Source organism: Candidatus Pantoea gossypiicola, from assembly GCF_008632075.1.
In the GTDB taxonomy this organism is placed as follows: Bacteria; Pseudomonadota; Gammaproteobacteria; order Enterobacterales; family Enterobacteriaceae; genus Pantoea; species Pantoea gossypiicola.
On record NZ_VWVM01000011.1, the window covers coordinates 97,609 to 114,627 of the forward strand.

The 17,019-nt window shown below is 53.6% G+C and carries 16 protein-coding genes; 8 read left to right on the forward strand and 8 right to left on the reverse strand.

Annotated elements, in window-relative coordinates:
- Window positions 1–2 precede the first annotated feature (2 nt).
- From F3I20_RS15115 to F3I20_RS15125, 3 genes are read left to right on the forward strand one after another with little or no spacing between them, the layout of a single operon-like run.
- Complete coding sequence (locus tag F3I20_RS15115; RefSeq protein ID WP_150011899.1) at window positions 3–1,235, forward strand: MFS transporter; 1,233 nt, start codon at window positions 3–5, stop codon at window positions 1,233–1,235.
- Window positions 1,219–2,484, forward strand: a complete 1,266-nt coding sequence (locus F3I20_RS15120) for an ATP-grasp domain-containing protein (RefSeq protein ID WP_140922733.1) — start codon at window positions 1,219–1,221, stop codon at window positions 2,482–2,484. The genes F3I20_RS15115 and F3I20_RS15120 overlap by 17 nt, the downstream gene beginning before the upstream one ends.
- Window positions 2,481–3,677, forward strand: coding sequence for an ATP-binding protein (locus F3I20_RS15125; protein WP_150037893.1), 1,197 nt, complete (start codon window positions 2,481–2,483; stop codon window positions 3,675–3,677). Before F3I20_RS15120 ends, F3I20_RS15125 begins: the two co-directional genes overlap by 4 nt.
- A 255-nt stretch (window positions 3,678–3,932) precedes the next feature.
- Here the strand turns inward: F3I20_RS15125 and F3I20_RS15130 are convergent, their stop codons facing one another.
- From F3I20_RS15130 to F3I20_RS15140, 3 genes are all read right to left on the reverse strand, one after another.
- Window positions 3,933–5,102, reverse strand: a complete 1,170-nt coding sequence (locus F3I20_RS15130; RefSeq protein WP_150011903.1) for a Gfo/Idh/MocA family protein — start codon at window positions 5,100–5,102, stop codon at window positions 3,933–3,935.
- 10 nt (window positions 5,103–5,112) lie between these two features.
- Window positions 5,113–6,030, reverse strand: coding sequence for a TIM barrel protein (locus tag F3I20_RS15135; RefSeq protein WP_150011905.1), 918 nt, complete (start codon window positions 6,028–6,030; stop codon window positions 5,113–5,115).
- A 150-nt stretch (window positions 6,031–6,180) separates the two neighbouring features.
- Window positions 6,181–7,206 (reverse strand): LacI family DNA-binding transcriptional regulator, encoded by a 1,026-nt coding sequence (locus tag F3I20_RS15140; protein ID WP_150011907.1) that lies wholly within the window; start codon window positions 7,204–7,206, stop codon window positions 6,181–6,183.
- Between the two features lie 326 nt (window positions 7,207–7,532).
- Between F3I20_RS15140 and F3I20_RS15145 the strand changes: the two genes are divergently transcribed.
- The 4 genes from F3I20_RS15145 to F3I20_RS15160 all read left to right on the forward strand — a co-directional run bounded on the left by F3I20_RS15145 (window position 7,533) and on the right by F3I20_RS15160 (window position 10,866).
- Window positions 7,533–8,576, forward strand: a complete 1,044-nt coding sequence (locus F3I20_RS15145; RefSeq protein ID WP_150037892.1) for a Gfo/Idh/MocA family protein — start codon at window positions 7,533–7,535, stop codon at window positions 8,574–8,576.
- 18 nt (window positions 8,577–8,594) lie between these two features.
- Window positions 8,595–9,473 carry a sugar phosphate isomerase/epimerase family protein gene (locus F3I20_RS15150; RefSeq protein ID WP_150011911.1) on the forward strand — a complete coding sequence of 293 codons (879 nt, stop codon included), beginning with the start codon at window positions 8,595–8,597 and terminating at the stop codon, window positions 9,471–9,473.
- Window positions 9,474–9,691: 218 nt separating this feature from the next.
- Window positions 9,692–10,558: a glutathione-dependent disulfide-bond oxidoreductase gene (yghU, locus tag F3I20_RS15155; protein ID WP_150011913.1), complete on the forward strand. Its 867-nt coding sequence runs from the start codon at window positions 9,692–9,694 to the stop codon at window positions 10,556–10,558.
- A gap of 11 nt (window positions 10,559–10,569) precedes the next feature.
- Window positions 10,570–10,866: a DUF1330 domain-containing protein gene (locus tag F3I20_RS15160; protein WP_150011915.1), complete on the forward strand. Its 297-nt coding sequence runs from the start codon at window positions 10,570–10,572 to the stop codon at window positions 10,864–10,866.
- A 256-nt stretch (window positions 10,867–11,122) separates the two neighbouring features.
- Here F3I20_RS15160 and F3I20_RS15165 read toward each other — a convergent pair whose 3' ends face one another.
- The 4 genes from F3I20_RS15165 to F3I20_RS15180 all read right to left on the reverse strand — a co-directional run bounded on the left by F3I20_RS15165 (window position 11,123) and on the right by F3I20_RS15180 (window position 14,460).
- Window positions 11,123–11,437, reverse strand: a complete 315-nt coding sequence (locus tag F3I20_RS15165) for a DUF5862 family protein (protein ID WP_150037891.1) — start codon at window positions 11,435–11,437, stop codon at window positions 11,123–11,125.
- Between the two features lie 89 nt (window positions 11,438–11,526).
- Window positions 11,527–11,826 (reverse strand): DUF5862 family protein, encoded by a 300-nt coding sequence (locus F3I20_RS15170; RefSeq protein WP_150037890.1) that lies wholly within the window; start codon window positions 11,824–11,826, stop codon window positions 11,527–11,529.
- A 406-nt stretch (window positions 11,827–12,232) separates the two neighbouring features.
- Complete coding sequence (locus F3I20_RS15175) at window positions 12,233–13,324, reverse strand: YncE family protein (protein WP_150011921.1); 1,092 nt, start codon at window positions 13,322–13,324, stop codon at window positions 12,233–12,235.
- A gap of 197 nt (window positions 13,325–13,521) precedes the next feature.
- The gene (locus F3I20_RS15180) at window positions 13,522–14,460 is read right to left on the reverse strand and encodes a LysR family transcriptional regulator (RefSeq protein ID WP_150011923.1); all 939 of its coding nucleotides are present in this window, start codon (window positions 14,458–14,460) and stop codon (window positions 13,522–13,524) included.
- 64 nt (window positions 14,461–14,524) lie between these two features.
- Between F3I20_RS15180 and F3I20_RS15185 the strand changes: the two genes are divergently transcribed.
- Entirely contained in the window at window positions 14,525–15,595 is a 1,071-nt protein-coding gene (locus F3I20_RS15185) for a tartrate dehydrogenase (protein WP_150011925.1), read from the forward strand.
- Window position 15,596: 1 nt separating this feature from the next.
- On the opposite strand, the gene F3I20_RS15190 is transcribed toward F3I20_RS15185, so the two are convergent.
- Entirely contained in the window at window positions 15,597–16,928 is a 1,332-nt protein-coding gene (locus tag F3I20_RS15190; protein ID WP_150037914.1) for a glycoside hydrolase family 28 protein, read from the reverse strand.
- Window positions 16,929–17,019: the final 91 nt, after the last annotated feature.

Here is a 17,019-nt window from a genome sequence, read left to right on the forward strand (position 1 = left end):
GCGTGAAAACTACATTAAAAATTTCAGTGCCAAACCTAAAACGTTCCAGACTATTTGTTGCATCGACAATATTAAATGCAACGGGTGGTGGATTGATCATGGCGTTTATGATGATCTACTTTGACAGAACGACAACGCTTACGCTCTCAATAATAGGCGTAGCTATTGCCACAGGCCGTGCCCTTTCCTCTTTAGTACCTGTCCTGATAGGAAGGTTACTGGACAGACTCGGTCCTAAAAAACTGTCGATATGGGGCGATTTTATCAGCGGCGCGGGTTTTGTCATGTGTCTTTTCGCCAGAGACCCTTTTACCATAATGCTGACGCAGTTTTTTACCCAGGCAGGATCTCATATTTTCTGGACGAGCAACCGAGGGCTGGTTTCACTGGCTTCAGGTGGGAAAGGGACTCAAACCTGGTTCGGACTTATTGCGTCTATCAGGAATATTGGTCTGGGACTGGGCACCATCTTTACTTCACTGGCTTTTTCTGTTGATTCTGACAGCAGTCTGCATTTTATTATTATTGCGTCGGCATCACTTTACTTTCTATCCTGCCTGGCACTTTTGATGTGGCATCCTGTAGCCGTGCAGACGGTAAAGAATAGCCACAACAAAGCAGAAAGTCATAATATTAGAAAAGTGTTGAGCGATCCCAGCTATCGCCAGCTTCTGATTGTCAACTTTGGCTTAGTTATTGCTGCAATGGTTATTCCGCTCGTAATTGTTATTTATGCAACCAAACAACTTGGCCTTCCTGCCTTTTTTTCAGGCGGACTGGTCATTTTAAACACGGCCATTGTGGCGCTAATCAGCACCCATATTGCATCATGGACAAAAGAGAACGATCCCGTCCAGAACATAAAACTCGCTTATTACCTGAATATTCTTTCGTTCATTATTTTCTGGTGTGCCAGCATAACTTTAAATAACCAGATAGTTACTGGTGGGCTGTTAATTGTTGCGATGCTTATTTACAGCCTTGCAGAAATGTTATCTACGCCGTCGGTTAACATGCTAAGTATAAAACTAGCCCCGGAAGTAAATAATGGAAATTACATGGCTGCCTTCCAGATGACCTGGTCGGCAGGAATGACGTTGTCTCCGGCAATTTTTGGCTGGCTGCTGGATATGAATACGCATTCCACCTGGATAGTACTGCTCTTACTGACCGCAGTCACTTTTAGTCTGGGATTCAAAAATTTAAAAGGAGGAGTTAATGAATACAACTATTAATGGAAATAAAAGCATACTGGTTATTGAGCCGATCGGTATGGGAGGAGAGCTGCTTCTTAAGGCAATACGCGCACTGGGTTATCATTCAGTCGTCGCCACAACAGAAGAAGTCTATGACTCCATGCTGCAAGAAGTCTCAGGCATGATTGATGACCTCATTTTTCTGGACTTTTCAGTGCGCCAGCTGGCCATTGAGACGCTGGTCAGCGAAGCGAAGAAGAAAGGCGTTTCCGGGGTAGTTGTCGCCTGGGAGTTCCTGACAGATATCGCAGCAGAAGTCGCACAAAGGCTCGATCTTTGCGGTCCGGATGCCTCGCTTTCCAGAGCCAGAAGAAACAAATATGACATGTACCGCACGCTGTCGAAGGCAGAGTGTCCGTTACCGGCACTGCTGGCGGTATTAACCGACAAGGATGATGTGCATCAGCTTCCTCTGGAAGAGCTGGCGTTTCCTCTGGTGGTCAAACCGGCTGAAAATGCAGCCTCCTTTGGCGTTTCAGTGCTGATGGAGTGCAACGAGTTTCCTCAGGCATGTAAAGACGCATCACAATGGACACATGAATATCCACACGGTATTCCTTTCAGCAAAGAAATTCTGGTTCAGGAATATATTCCTGGACAGGAGTTTAGTGTTGAAGGCCTTTCCGTCTCAGGTCGATATGCGCCCTGGGGTGTGACAATGAAGTTCACCACGCCCGGCAAAGCTCGTGCAGAAACCGGACACATTTTCCCGGCGCCTGTTCCTGACGCCTTACGCGATGAGATTCTGAACGTTGCCACTCAGGCGGTTATTGCCCTGGGCATCACGAATGGCATAAGCCATACCGAAATCAAATTAGACAAAGAAGGAAAGCCACGCGTTATTGAGAGCTGTTCACGGCCAGCAGGTGACTATATTCCTCGCCTTGTCGCCCTTTCCACCGATCAGGACCCGCTTGAAATCTATGCCCGCCAGGCCGTCGGTATGCTGGATAGTGACTTTAAACCTGCCGTGCCTAAACGCTATTGTGCCATTCAGTTTGTCCGGCCTGACGCCGAAGGCGTTTTAAAGCAGCTTGAAATTCCTTCCAGGCTGGAAAATGCATCCGTCATTGAAACCCGCTCTACCGTTAGTGAAAATTCACCGGTAAAACCGGGCTCAACAAATATTGAACGTCTGGGATGGGCCATTTTTACCGCTGATTCTGAGCAGTCGATACTTTTGGCTATGGATGAATTTTCACAAAGCACCAGGGTCTCTATCGTATGAGTGATTTTCCCGTACTCTGCATCCGCTCGCTGGATATAAGCCAGGCATCACCTTTTCTCGAAATGGCATGGGAAACGATCAAAAGCAGGCACAGTGATTCAAGACTGCTGCTCAAAGATCAGCCTCACTTTTCGTCTCCGATGGGGCCTGATGCCGCAATTGACGATGCCCAAAGTGAGCGTCAACCGGCTTACGTCAGCCATGTTATTTCCTGGTCTATTCCCAATGAAAGGACCATTGAAGACATCACTTTGTCAGAAGGCGTCAGCGCGGTCCCTGGCCCAATTAATGCTGTATATAAGCTCTCCGATAAAAGAGCAACCAAAATGCTTTTTGAGCAATTCGCCCTTCCTACGCCGCGCTGGGAACTTCTGGACCGAGAATTTACACATGGCGAGCTTTTAAAACCGGGCTGCAGAGACAAACTTGAGCAGGAACTGGTCAGCCATATTGCTTTTCCCGTCATTCTGAAACCCCTGTGGGATTGTATGGGGCATGGTTTTGAGATAATCAGTAACAAAGACCAGCTGATCAAGACGCTGAGTCAGAATCAGCGCAAGAATATTTTAATTGAGTCCTTTATTGATGGTGCGCTTGGTTGCATAGAAATTGCTGGTACGCCGGGGAATTACTTTTTCCAGCCTCCCTGTTATACCGGCCAGAGTTTACTGGGAGTTCGCTCTGATTTTGATACGATACGCGTCTGTCATCCTGGTCTTTTCAGCAAACAGTTAACCGGCGAGGTCCAGACAAAACTGATTCTCCTATTAAATCACCTGGGGTTCAATGGTGTCTGCTGCGTCGATTTTATTGTTACGGAAAACAGCCTTTATCTGCTGGAAATTAACCCACGTATTAGCGGAATCAGTTGCCTGAGCTCAGCAGCAAGCGGCGTCAATTCATTTGAGTCAACGTACCTTATTTCTTCGGGTCAATGGCAGGCACCGCTTCCTTATCAAAGTCGTCAGGGAGCCGCTCTGCAACTGGGCGGGAAATATGCAGATGAAATCAGTTCTGTTATTCGCGACGAAGGCAATAACGTCACAGTTTACCGTGACAACATCATTACGGTAGACGGAAAAGACTCACGAAATATGATTGCCGGCGGAACGATCAGCAGCATTGAGAATGTGTTGCAGTCTGTTCAGCATAGCTCGCTTAGCTTTATCGCTTCAACGCTACGCATAGCTTAGTCCCGCACAGTATTGCCTGACGTAATCAGGAGCAGGTCTGCCTGGCGTCCCGCTTTACAGGCTGATATATCCGGGATAAAAAGTTGATAATGTCGTGTGGATGCAATTATCTGGTCAGGATGTTTTTTGTCCTGCTTGTTACGGCCCTTTTCAACGGGTGATAATTAAAATGTCAGCGGCAGTGCGGTGCACACACAGATGACGCCGCTTTCCTCAACCCGTCTCTGGCGGGTTGAGGTTTTGTTTATCACGCCCTTACCCTTCCACCCAGACCGCACCGGCATCTGCTGATTTCACGCACTGGGCTACCCAGCGCACGCCCGCTAATCCGGCATGCACATCGGGATACCAGAAATCCTCCAGGAAGGCGGTGTCACGACGATCGGTGGCATCCATCGCCAGCGCGAAGCGGCGGTAGAGATTTGACCAGGCTTCGAATAACCCCTCGGTATGGCCTCCGCCAATGCGATCCTCTTCCAGCGCACGCGGGCTGAGATAGCCCATGCCGCGCTCCAGAATGCGAACCGGCTCGCCCTGCACTTCGTAGCGCAGCTGATTTGGCTGCTCATCCCACCACTCCAGACTGGCTTTCGATCCGACTACGCGAATCTTCTGCCCGTGCATGGAACCCGCATTCACCGCCGAGGCCCAGAGCGTGCCCACCGCGCCGTTGTCATACTCCATCATCACAAAGGCGTTATCCTCCAGCGGCGCACGCGAGGCGACAAAGCTCTGGCGCGAACAGAGCAGGCGCGTCACCTTCAGCTTCGGTAACATCGTTTCGGCGATAAACAGCGGATGTGTCGCCAGATCGCCTAATACATAGCTCGGCCCGACAAAGCGCGGATCAACCCGCCAGCGGGTGCTTTCACTCTGCAACTCCACCGCCTCATTATGGAAGCCGTGAGCAAACTGCATATTTACAATGCGGATCTCACCCAGTATGCCTTCAGCGATCATCTCTCTGGCCTGATGAACCAGCTGATGCCCGGCATAGCCGTAAGTGACGCCGACAATCTTCTGCTTCTCCCGGCTAAGCTGCTCCAGCTCATCGGCCTCTTCGACCGTAAAACAGAGCGGCTTCTCGCACACCACATGCAACCCGGCATTCAGCGCCGCACGGCAAATGGCGAAATGGGTATTGTTAGGCGTGGCAATCGACACCGCTTCAATACCATCCTCACGCCCGGCTTCTTCGGCGAACAGGCTGGCGTAGTCGGGATAGCAGCGTTCAGGTGCCACACCCAGTGCCTGACCAAACTCGCGGCCGCGCGCCGCGTCGATATCAAACGCCCCCGCCAGCAATGCAAAATTGCCGTCACGCTGCGCCGCCGAACGATGAATATAGCCAATCTGGCTGGTGCCGCCGCCGCCGATCATGCCCCAGCGCAGCGAGCGGTTAACTGCTTTTTTACCGTTAATCATGCTGTTGTCCTCAGAATCCTGTTGATCGGAGATAGTCCAGGCTGGCTTTCACATCCTGCAGGCTGGTGTCGGCATGGCGTGGATCGCGCTCCTGTTCGATGGTGATCCAGCCCTGATAATGACGTTCAGTCAGCAAGCTACGCACTGCCGGATAGTCGATTGCGCCCTGCCCCAGCGGGCACATTACCCCCTGCGCGCAGGCAGTGAAAAAGTCGAGTCCCTGCGAGAGAGCATCACGCCAGACCGGCTGGTTAACGTCTTTGAAATGGAGGTAATCGATACGGTCCCAGTACTGTTCCAGCGAAGCGACCGGATCCATCCCGGCGTAATAGAGATGGCCGGTGTCCAGGCACAAACCCGCAACCTTATGCGGAATGTCAGAGACCAGCTGTGCCAGCTCATCGGCAAACTCAATGCAGCCACCCGCATGCGGATGGATCACGGGCCGCACGCCATACTCCTGCCAGGCGATCTCACTAAGAATGGTGATGTGCTGCATCATGCGCTGCCAGTCGTCAGCGGAAAGCCGTGGCGCTTTTTCAGACTGACCGGCATATTTCGCCCGCTCCGGATTGCCGAAATCAATGATCACCAGATAAGGCGCGCTGGCTCCGGGCGTTTTAGTCGCAACAGGTACGCTGGACAGCGTGCGACACAGATTGTGGGTCAGCGTCACCAGCGCCGGAAAATGCGCCTCACTGACCAAATCATCGAAGATCGTGCCTGCCACCAGAGAAAGCTGATGCGCATTAAGCTGCCGGGTCAGTTCGGCGGCATCGGTTGGCAGATAGCCCCTGGGGCCGAGTTCAATACTGGGATAGCTGGCCTGCGCGGCTTCGGTCAGGACTTTCTGCCACGGCGGCAGAAAAGGATTAGCGGGATCATCCACGCCCCAGCTACAGGGCGCATTCGCAATATGAAAGGTCATGATATCTGCCTGTGTAGTGAAAACTGCTGGCAGTATCAAATAAAAATTTCATCTCACACAACAATGAAAGTTTCATTTTTTGATAGAGATCGCGTTTAAAAGTTTCGTTAAATGATAGATTGCTATCAAACACTGACTAACCTGTTCTTTCTACACGTTTTCACGCGTTACGATCTCAAAGGGCACGGTCACCTGTGCAAAATGGTCAGGCTGATCCATCCGGCGGCTAAGACAGGTAGCAATAACCGCCTCCGCCATCGCATCAATACGGTGGCGCAGCATCAGCGTGATGGTGCCGTCAATTAGCGCCAGTTCATCGCCGGGCAGCGGGCCGTGGCACAGCAAATCAATCTGCGTACGACCGCTCTCACGCAGTGCCTGTATCACGCCCTCTATGCCGCCGCAGGGCGCATAAATCATGACCAGATCGTCGTGGGTTTCCAGCAGCTGGCGGGTCGCCTGATAGCCTCCTTCACCCGATTCATGCGTTTTTAACGGTTCCAGCACCTGCTGACTGATGCCCGACTCGCGCAGGTAGGAGCGAAAACTGATTTCGCTGCTCTCCTGGCATGTAAAGCGATGGTCTCCCAGCAGCACGCCAACACATCCCGGCTTACGCAGCAGATGTTGCGCCATCCAGGCCGCAGTGCGTCCTGCTTTCTGATTATCAATGCCAATAAACCCGGCATGGTCACAGGGTGAGAAATCGGAGAACAGCGCGTAAACCCGCACACCTGCCCGTGAAACATCCTGGATTGCGTGACGGATCAACGGGTGATCCAGCGCCACCAGAGTAATCACATCGCTGCGCTGGGCCAGCTGACGCAAGGAATGCGCTACGGCTTCAACCTCGTGAATATCATGCCAGCAGAATTCAGGTTCGCTACCCTGTGGCTGCTGCGCCCTGAGCTGCTGTTTCAGCGCCTCGCCCAGCTGCTGATAAAACGAATAGCGGGCAGGCAGGAGGATAAAGCTCACGCGTAGCGTGGCCGCAGTCAGCGGCAGGGTAGTCTGGCTGTGCGCCTGGGTCAGGCGATAACCCAGGTCGTGGGCCGCAGCCAGCACCTTCTGCTCGGTCACACTGCGTACCGGCGCGCGGCGGTTCAGCACCCTGTCTACCGTCGCCACCCCCACGCCCGCCGCCTGCGCAATGGCAGTCATCGTCACTTTTGGCATCACCCTTCTCCTGCTTTTCCTGATCGCGTTAGCTGACGGCTACGCCTTTATGCTCTGTTGTTTAAAACAGCGCTACTTTATCGCGACACGGCCATTTCCTCTCATTTTTTTGATAGAAAAATGCGGCTGATTTTGATCTGCCTCTCAAAATGAAACATCCATTTCTTTCTATGTTCTCTTTAAAACGTCTATTTGCTAAAACGGGTAAAAATCCCGCGTCGATACGGTTGATGGGATCACATCATCAAAAGGTTAGAGCGGTGACGGTGAGCTTTTTATAGTGGAGTTCTGAGCACCCCCAGCCTGCACGTAAAAAAGGAAAAGTAATGTTCCCATCAACGCTTCCGGCTCCACGCATAACCGATGCCCGCCAGGTTCCGCGACTGCGCTGGGGCATTATCGGGCCAGGCTGGATCGCCGACCATTTTGCCCATGCGCTGCGCCAGCATACCCACCAGCAGATCACGGCGGTGGCTGCGCGCGATCCGGCAAAAGCACAGGCCTTTGCTGACAAATGGTCAATCGGCTATGCCACAGGCGACCCCGATGCGATGCTGGCGCGGAATGATGTGGATGCGGTCTATATCGCGACACCCCACAACCACCATTTTCCCGATGGTCTGCGCGCGATCGCTGCCGGAAAGCATCTGCTGATCGAAAAACCGCTGGCGCTGAATGCGCAGCAGGCGGCTCAGCTTAAACAGGCCGCCGCTGTCGCGAACCTGCTCTGTATGGAGGCGATGTGGTGCAACTTTGCGCCGAAGTATGACGTCATCCGTCAGCTTCTGGAGGATGGCGTGTTCGGTGATATCCACACGCTGATTGCCGATCATGGTGAGTTTTTCACCCCGGATCACCGCATCTTCAATGCCGATCTGGCGGGCGGTCCGATGCTCGATCTCGGCAGTTATCTGGTGGCGCTTAGCGTATTTGTTGGCGGCGATGCACCTGACACGATCGTCGCCCGTGGTCAGCCTGTACCGGATGGCCGCGTCAACGGTCAGACATCGATGCTGTTTACCCATCATCACGGTATGCAGTCGGTGCTGAATACTACCCTGTTCAGCAACACGCCGGGCGGCGCAGTGATCGCCGGTCGTGACGCCACCCTGGAGCTGGCAGGCCAGTTCTATGCGCCCGGTGACTTCACCCTGACCTCCAGCGACCGGCGTCACCGCCTGCGATGGCAGGAACCCACTAACCGCTATGAACAGCTCTGTCATGAGATTAACCACTTCGCCTGGTGTGTGGGCCAGAACCTGATCGATTCGCCTGTCCATTCGCTTGATCGGGCGATTATCACCCTGGCCACAATGGACAACGTCAGGCAGCAGATTGGCGTGACCTTCAATGAAGAACAGCAACCTTAATGTGCCCGGAGCAGAAAGATGAAAATCGCTTTTGATGTGGATGTGATTAAAGACTTAGGCATCACCCGAATGGTTCATCAGGTGGCCGACTGGGGCTACAAATATATCGAACAGTCGCCGCATCCGCAGATCAACCCGTTTTATAAACATCCCAAAGCCAGCCGTGAAATTATCACCGAGTATAAGAATGCATTAAGCGCCACCGGGCTTGAAATCTCTTCTTTTATCGTGGTCTATCGCTGGTCCGGCCCGGATGAGCTGCGCCGTCAGGCGGCGGTGAAGAACTGGAAACGCATGATTGAGATTGCGGTTGAGATGGGTGTGCAGGTCATTAACACCGAACTCTCCGGCACGCCTAACGAGCCGGAAATCTGTGAAGAGATGTTCTATCGTTCAATGGAAGAGTTGCTGCCGATTATCGAACGTGAAGGGATCCGCGTCGAAATTCAGGCGCACCCGTGGGATTTTTGCGAAGAGAATAATGAAACCGTGGATATCGTGAAGTCGTTCCGCAGCGATAACGTGAAGTATATCTACAGCGCGCCGCACACCTTCTTCTATGACAAAGGCAAAGGCGATGTGAAACCGATGCTCGAGTATGCGGGGGACGATCTGTCGCACATGCTGATCGCCGACACCATGAACCATACGAAACACTGTCGCTATATCGTTAACCCGCCAGGCGTGGATGCCACTATTCACCAGCATGTTGGCGTAGGCGAAGGTGAAGTCGACTTCGATACCCTGTTTAAAACCCTGCGCGACACCGGCTTTGCCACCCGCAGCCATAAAGTTGGCGGTGAACCGATTATCGCGGCATCACTGTTTGGCTACCCGGAAAAAATGAAGGTGCAGGCGATTGAAACCCGCGAACTGATTGAGCGCGAACTGCTGTAAACCTCCCTGCCGTGCAGTCGTTGCTGGCTGCACGGTCATGTCCGCGCAGGACAAACATCGCCCCGTCTGACACACTTTCGATCACTTTTCCCCTGAGCCGCTTCCCGCCTGACATCGGCCCGTCACAGCATGGCGTCGCGCAGCCAGCAGAGTTAAACCGCCTTCGCAGCACCTGCTACACTCCAGACCAATACCACACCATAAGGCGAACTTTCATTATGTCGGAAAATGCATATCAGCCCGCAAAAGTCTGGACCTGGGACCCTGAAGCCAAAGGTAACGGCGCTAAAACTAATCGTCCGTTCGCTGGTCCCACCCATGAAAAAGCGTTGCCGGTCGGCAAACACCCTCTGCAGCTCTATTCGCTCGGCACGCCTAACGGCCAGAAAGTCACCATCCTGCTGGAAGAGCTGCTGGCGCTTAACCTCAAAGATGCCGAGTATGATGCCTGGCTGATCCGCATCGGCGACGGCGATCAGTTTTCAAGTGGTTTTGTCGACGTGAACCCGAACTCAAAAATCCCGGCGCTGAGTGACCATTCAGCTACACCGCCGATTCGGGTATTTGAATCAGGCAATATCCTGCTCTATCTGGCAGAAAAATATGGTTACTTCCTGCCGAAAGATATCGCTGGCCGCACTGAAACGCTGAACTGGCTGTTCTGGCTGCAGGGCTCAGCGCCATACCTGGGGGGGGGTTTCGGCCATTTCTATCACTACGCGCCAGAAAAAATTGAGTACGCCATCAACCGCTTCACCCTGGAAGCGAAGCGCCAGTTTGACGTGCTGGATCGTCGACTGGCCGATAACCGCTATCTGGCCGGTGATGACTACACTATCGCCGACATCGCCACCTGGCCGTGGTACGGCAACATGGTGCTCAACGATCAGTATGGCGCTGCCGAATTCCTGGATGTGCAGTCCTATAAAAACGTGGTGCGCTGGGCAAAAGAGATCGCACAGCGTCCTGCCGTCATCCGTGGCCGCAAGGTTAACCGCGTTATGGGTGACCCGGCCGATCAACTGCATGAGCGTCATGATGCAGCCGATTTTGACATTAACACTGAAGATAAACGCCAGGCGTAAAGGAGCCCACAATGAGCGCATATGTCATCTTTATTCGCGACAAAATTACTAACCCTGAGGAATTCGCTATTTACGGCGAGAAAGCGGGCAAAGCGCGCGGCGACCATCCAATTACGCCGCTGGCGTTTTATGGACAGCTTGAGACGCTGGAAGGACCGGAAGCAGACGGCGTAGTCGTGCTGGAGTTCCCGACAGTTGAAGCGGCGCACGGCTGGTATGACAGCCCGGAATATCAGGAAGCAAAACAGCATCGCCTGAAAGGTGCGGAATACCGTGTGGTGCTGGTCCAGGGTGTAGAGCAGTCATAACCTGTTATGACTATGAGAACAGTAAGCCGTAGCCATTAAGGTGCGGCTTACATTCTCATTCGCCAACAGGTTACTGAGATAACTGCACAAAAAAAATCCGCAACGTCGAAACGTTACGGATTTGATTAAACTCTCTGAGTATTCGAATATCGTCCGTGATTTTATTTTCAAAAACGTTAGTAAAAATCCATCGATAACATTATGGATAGATAATAGCGCTATCGTACAACTCAGATCATGTTTCGTTCAGAAAATATTAAACGAGCGCTACGCTGCCGCTGGTGCCGTAATTCTGGCGGAAGTCCGCTCCATAGGCAGCGACGGTATCTTTACCCCACAGCGCGCCCATAACGGTTCCTACGATCGGTCCAACAATGCTCCCGAAAACCAGGCCTACAACCTGAGCAATAGGGCCGAATACGGCGCTGCGGCTGGCACTACCGCCTACTGCCGCGCCAGTCGCCAGACCTTCAAAAAAACCCCAGACAGCGCCTTCTGCTGCGTCGCCCAGCGTAGCCACTAAAGCACCGCCACTTACGATTTCAGTTTCGATCAGAGATAATTCACGCATGATTAATTTCCTTATATTTAAAGATTATTACGACAGTAAAACTTCATTAAATTACCTTTAATGAAGAGGGGAGGATGCAATGCTTTTGACTAGCTGGAATATTGCTTTCTGATGTCAGCCGCATACGCTGCAACGGCATCTCTGCCAACCATTGCACCCATAATGCCGCCCGCGATAGGGCCAATTATACCGCCAACAATGGCTCCTACGCCCTGAGAGATAATACCAAATACGGCGCTTCGGCTACCGCTTCCGCCGACGGTTACGCCAGTCAGTAATCCATCCAGCACGCCCCAGACAATACCTTCAAAAAAAGCGTTAACCTCATCGGCCGTCGCTGGAGCGCCACCGCTTACGACACTAATCTCGTATTCCTTTAGCTTTCTCATTATTTTTACTCCGGCTATTTAATGTAAATTTATAAGCCCTTTTATTTCAGGAAATGTAAAATTGATTTACTGGAACAATACAGCAGCAGAATGCTAAAAAAAATAGTAAAAAAATCCATTTTCTGGAAAAATTTAAATATAATAAAATCACTTTCCAGATATTATGGAACAATCAAAAAACCGGGGTAATATTGGAATGATAATAATAAAAAAAGCCAGCCACCTGGTTATATGGTTAATTTTTTGACAACATTAATTCCAGAATGAATAGCAAAAGTCATTCCCCAGCCAGTGAAATAGGTCCATGCAAAAAGACAAGAAACATGTTGCTAATAATTAAAAACAACAACTGAAATTGAAAATCAGATAAAAGCATTGAGACGGCCTGCGACCGCCATTTATTAACTTAATTCAGCTGAATACGTGCTACGCCGTCCAGCTCTTTGCTGCTGTGATGCTGATTAAAGTCAGGCCTGGTGGTGACATAGAGCGTCTGCCCATCCGGTGAGACCAGCAGATTGTCAGGGTGACGATCAAATGACCAGCTGTTTTTCACTTCATAGGTCGTGCCATCCAGTTGCAGCACCTTCTTCGACTCAAGCTGGCTGATGTAAATCTCATTGCGCTTGCCGTTAAACTTAATCCCCATCGAATCGCCCACGTCAAGACGCTTAATCACCTTGCCGCTGCGCTCATCAAACACCAGGGTGTTTTTCGCCTTAGAATTATTCGTGACAAACAGGCGTCCTGTCGCCGGATCTTCGGCCATGTTCAGGAACTGATAATCCTGCCCGTCACCGGCTGTCAGACGCTGTTCGATCTTGTGATTACGTGGATTGATCACCAGGATTTCACCGCTGCCGTTCGCCGCATAGATCCGGTCGCTGACCGGCGAGAAGATAATGCCTGTGACCCACTTCCCGGCATTTTTAATCCGGGTTTTCAGGGTCAGCGTTTTGGCATCGACCACCCAGATAACACCCGGATCGCCTGTGCCGCCGACATAGATCAGCCCGTCATGCAGAAAGATTTCACGCGTGCCGACCGGTAACCCTTTCTCATTTTTGTCGTCAAACATCAGACGCTTCAGCACCTTTCCGTTCTCCGGATCGATCTTAGAGATACCGCCGTCCAGTGAGTTGGTAGCGTAGAGTGCGCTGCCGTCCGGCTCGCTAATCAGCCCAAAATTTTTCAGATCGAAGTGGCCTGCGCCAGTGCTCTGCAGCGTGGTGGCATCAAGACGGTAGATCATCCCGCCGCTGACATCTTTAAAGCCCTGGGCGCTGGCAACATAGAGCGCGTTTTTCGCGGGCAGATAAGCCATCTCATACAACCCTTCACCCAGCTCGCGCTCAATCAGGTTATCGGGGCTGGAGGGCTGCATCACTACGGCACCGCCATCCACTTTTTTCACCGCGGTCTGGCATGCCGTCAGGCTGAAGGTGATGACCATCGCCAGTGCGAGTGCCGCTTTACGTGGACTGAACAACGCTTTCATACTTCACTCCCCTATCGACCTGCTGCTCCCGGCTGGCCGCAGCACAGCGGGCAGGGAAGAAAATAAATGAGAATCATACGCATCAGTAAAAAGGCTGTAAACGCAGTGGCACGCTGAAGCGGGCGAATCAGCTTTATGCGGTATATGAATTGTCCACCGCCGTGCCATCGCGCCAACACGCCTGTATAAAATTCTTATTAATCAATATATTGAAGTTTGCTCTGCAAAAATGCAACAAACGCGGTGATCCGCGCCGGCAGCTGACGCTGCGCCTGCCATACTGCAAAAATATCGCCATCAGCTGCCTGCCAGCCGGGTAAGACATGCAGCAACTCGCCTGATGCCAGGCTGTGCTGCGCATCCCACCAGGAACGCAACAGAATGCCATGCCCATCCATCGCCAGCCGCATCGCCACTTCGCCATCGTTGGTAATCAGGCTGCCGCGCACTTTCTGGCTGATGCTCTGTTCGCCGCTGGTCAGCCGCCACAGCGTAAAATCGCTGTCGTGCTGACGCAGTAAAATACAGTTGTGCTGCGCCAGATCGCGCACCGTAGCGGGCAGGCCGTGACGGGCAGCATAGGCGGGTGAGCAGCAAAGGATGCGCGGATTAGTGCGCAGTTTACGCGCCACCAGCCGCGAGTCAGGCGGTTCGCCGACGCGGATATCAATGTCCATGTGCGCATCCAGAAAATTAAGCGGCTGGCTGCTGAGCGACAGCGACAGCGAGAGCTGCGGATGCAACGCGGCAAAGGCCGAAACGCAGGGCGCAATGTGCCGACGGCCAAAACCAAATGAGGCGTTGATGTTAAGTGTGCCGCGCAGTTGAGCCGTTTCACCGCTGACCGCCTCCTCCAGCGCCACCAGCTGATCCAGCAACGGGCGCGCGCCTGCCAGATAACGGCGGCCTTCCGGCGTCAGCTCCAGCCGCCGCGTGGTGCGACGCAGCAGCTGCACACCAAGTCGCTGCTCCAGCTGGCTCAGACGCTTGCTGACCGCCGCCAGCGACAGGCCCAGTTCGCGCGCCGCCGCGGTCAGACTGTCCAGCGCCGCCAGGCGAACAAAGAAGGCTAAGTCATCGGTGGAGGTGCGGGATTCTCTACTTTGATTCAACAATGGATTGCCTTTGAGGCTCATTATTTCCCCGGAATCGACCGTTATACTGCGTACACAATTCGAACATCAACCGGAAAGGTACTCTGTGACTGACAAAATTCACTCTATTGCCGTCATCCCTGGCGACGGCATCGGCAAAGAAGTAATGCCGGAAGGCGTCCGCGTAATGAATGCGGCCGCAGAGAAATTTAACATACCGCTACGCTGGGAGTGGTTCGATTACGCCAGCGCCGACTACTGGCAGCAGCATGGCAAAATGCTGCCTGACGACTGGTTCCCGCAGCTGAAAGCCTTTGATGCCATCTACTTTGGCGCGGTTGGCTGGCCCGATGTGGTGCCCGACCATGTTTCGCTCTGGGGCTCGCTGCTGCAGTTCCGCCGTGAGTTCGATCAATACGTCAACCTGCGCCCGGTGCGACTGATGCCAGGCGTCAAAGCGCCGCTGGCGAATCGTCAGCCCGGCGATATCGACTTCTATGTGGTACGCGAAAACACCGAGGGTGAATATTCCAGCGTTGGCGGCACCCTGTTCCCCGGCACCGACCGTGAAGTGGTGATTCAGGAGACGGTGATGACGCGCACCGGCGTCGATCGTATCCTGAAGTTTGCGTATCAGCTGGCGCAGAGCCGTCCGAAGAAACACCTGACCTCCGCCACCAAATCCAATGGCATCGCCATCACCATGCCTTACTGGGATAGCCGCGTCGAAGCGATGTCCGGCCAGTTCCCCGAGGTTCGCGTTGACAAATATCACATCGATATTCTCACCGCCAACTTCGTGCTGCACCCGGACTGGTTTGATGTGGTGGTCGCCAGCAACCTGTTTGGCGATATCCTCTCCGATCTCGGCCCGGCCTGTACCGGCACCATTGGCATTGCGCCTTCCGCCAATATCAACCCGGAAGGCTTGTTCCCCAGCCTGTTCGAGCCGGTTCACGGTTCTGCGCCCGATATCGCTGGCAAAGGCGTCGCCAATCCCATCGGGCAGATCTGGTGCGGGGCGATGATGCTGGAGCACCTCGGCTACAAAGCGGCGGGTGATGCGGTGTTAGATGCGATTGAACGCACGCTGGCGGCCGGACAGCATCTGACGCGCGATCTCGGCGGCAGTGCCAGCACAGAACAGCTCGGTGCCGCCATCGCCGCCGCGCTGTAAATCAATCCGGCAACTGCACCACGCACTCAGGGTGCCAGCCTGGCGGTAGCGGCTCCGGACGTGTTATCACCAGGCTGTGCAGTTGCAGGTTCTCTACTCCACGCGCGAACAGGCCCGGCAGTCCGCCGGGATAGCGCTCGACGCCAAAGGCTTCGCCGGTTTTCGGGTCAAGTTTGTAGGCGTTATCCAGCCCCATGCCGGTCGGCGAGTCCGGATTACAGGGCGGACGCACGTCGAAGTGTCCCTGTGTCATCGGCGATACACTCTGCCGCATCTGCAGCTGGCTGATGACCACATCGCGTATCCAGCCCGGTTCTGCCGCATGCAGGTTAATCGCCCCTTCTGCTACGCCCGTCAGGTTACTGAACTGCACCTGTTCCACGATGCCGGGCGTGATGGCGGGATCGCGGCAGCGTACCGAAATATGCAGCGGATCGGCTTTGCCCCAGTGACAGGGCGGTGCGTTGTGACAGGCAAAGGTCAGGTTACTGAACAGCAGACGCCGCATCGCCCCGCCGTCACGCGACAGAATGCCGATGCCGCGGTTGGAATCAAAAATGGTGCAGCCGGTTACTGTGACATCTTCGACGTCATCCCAGGTTTCGGTGCCGATCTTAAAGGCGCAGCTGTAACTGCGCAGCAGGCAGTTGGTGATCATGATCTGCCGAGCCGGACGCCGCAGCGCGGCCGGTTTATGGGTGGTTTTAATGCAGATAGCGTCATCGGCGGCGCTGAGGTAGCTGTTGCTGACAAACACGGCTTCGCAGCTGTCGATATCCAGTGCATCGGTATTCGGCATGGTCATGGCGTTGTCGATGGTGAGGTGGTCAATATGCACATGGCGACAGCTCACCAGATGCACTGTCCACATCGGTGCCTGCATAATGGTAAAGGCGGTCAGTGTCACCTGCTCGCAATCCTCAAACACAATAATACGTGGCCGGTCGGCACGCGGCAGACGATAGCCCTGCTCATCCCGCTCAGCGGCAAACCAGGCTTCACCCTCGCCATCGATGCGGCCAGTGCCGCTAATGGTGATATTGCGCTGGCCCAGCGCATAGAGCAGCACGTTGTGGGACTTTTCCGCGCAGCTCAGCGCCTGCACCGCCTGATAGTCGGCCAGCCGCGGACTGGCGATGAGCACCGCACCCGCTTCAAGGCGCAGCTCAAAATCAGAAGGCAGATTCAGGCAGCCGCTGCGATAACGTCCGGCAGGCAGCGTCAGACGGCCACCGCCTGCCGCCGCAATCTGATCCATCGCGCGTTGCAACACGGCCGTGTCCAGGGTTTCGCCATCGGCGACAGGGTGAAAATCAGCAAGGGAAAGGTGCATCATGCGTCTCCCGCAGGGTTGAGGAGGAGGAATTGCAGCACGACACGGCGCAGTAAACCTTTGTCTGGTCGCCAGTACGCCGTTTCGTGCG

What these genes read in the sequence shown, in the direction of transcription:
- F3I20_RS15180 (WP_150011923.1), bottom strand. Translation starts at nt 14,460, where the DNA reads ATGAGCCTCAAAGGCAATCCATTGTTGAATCAAAGTAGAGAATCCCGC.
- F3I20_RS15150 (WP_150011911.1), top strand. Translation starts at nt 8,595, where the DNA reads ATGAAAATCGCTTTTGATGTGGATGTGATTAAAGACTTAGGCATCACC.
- F3I20_RS15160 (WP_150011915.1), top strand. Translation starts at nt 10,570, where the DNA reads ATGAGCGCATATGTCATCTTTATTCGCGACAAAATTACTAACCCTGAG.
- F3I20_RS15135 (WP_150011905.1), bottom strand. Translation starts at nt 6,030, where the DNA reads ATGACCTTTCATATTGCGAATGCGCCCTGTAGCTGGGGCGTGGATGAT.
- F3I20_RS15125 (WP_150037893.1), top strand. Translation starts at nt 2,481, where the DNA reads ATGAGTGATTTTCCCGTACTCTGCATCCGCTCGCTGGATATAAGCCAG.
- yghU (WP_150011913.1), top strand. Translation starts at nt 9,692, where the DNA reads ATGTCGGAAAATGCATATCAGCCCGCAAAAGTCTGGACCTGGGACCCT.
- F3I20_RS15165 (WP_150037891.1), bottom strand. Translation starts at nt 11,437, where the DNA reads ATGCGTGAATTATCTCTGATCGAAACTGAAATCGTAAGTGGCGGTGCT.
- F3I20_RS15140 (WP_150011907.1), bottom strand. Translation starts at nt 7,206, where the DNA reads ATGCCAAAAGTGACGATGACTGCCATTGCGCAGGCGGCGGGCGTGGGG.
- F3I20_RS15170 (WP_150037890.1), bottom strand. Translation starts at nt 11,826, where the DNA reads ATGAGAAAGCTAAAGGAATACGAGATTAGTGTCGTAAGCGGTGGCGCT.
- F3I20_RS15130 (WP_150011903.1), bottom strand. Translation starts at nt 5,102, where the DNA reads ATGATTAACGGTAAAAAAGCAGTTAACCGCTCGCTGCGCTGGGGCATG.
- F3I20_RS15120 (WP_140922733.1), top strand. Translation starts at nt 1,219, where the DNA reads ATGAATACAACTATTAATGGAAATAAAAGCATACTGGTTATTGAGCCG.
- F3I20_RS15145 (WP_150037892.1), top strand. Translation starts at nt 7,533, where the DNA reads ATGTTCCCATCAACGCTTCCGGCTCCACGCATAACCGATGCCCGCCAG.
- F3I20_RS15190 (WP_150037914.1), bottom strand. Translation starts at nt 16,928, where the DNA reads ATGCACCTTTCCCTTGCTGATTTTCACCCTGTCGCCGATGGCGAAACC.
- F3I20_RS15175 (WP_150011921.1), bottom strand. Translation starts at nt 13,324, where the DNA reads ATGAAAGCGTTGTTCAGTCCACGTAAAGCGGCACTCGCACTGGCGATG.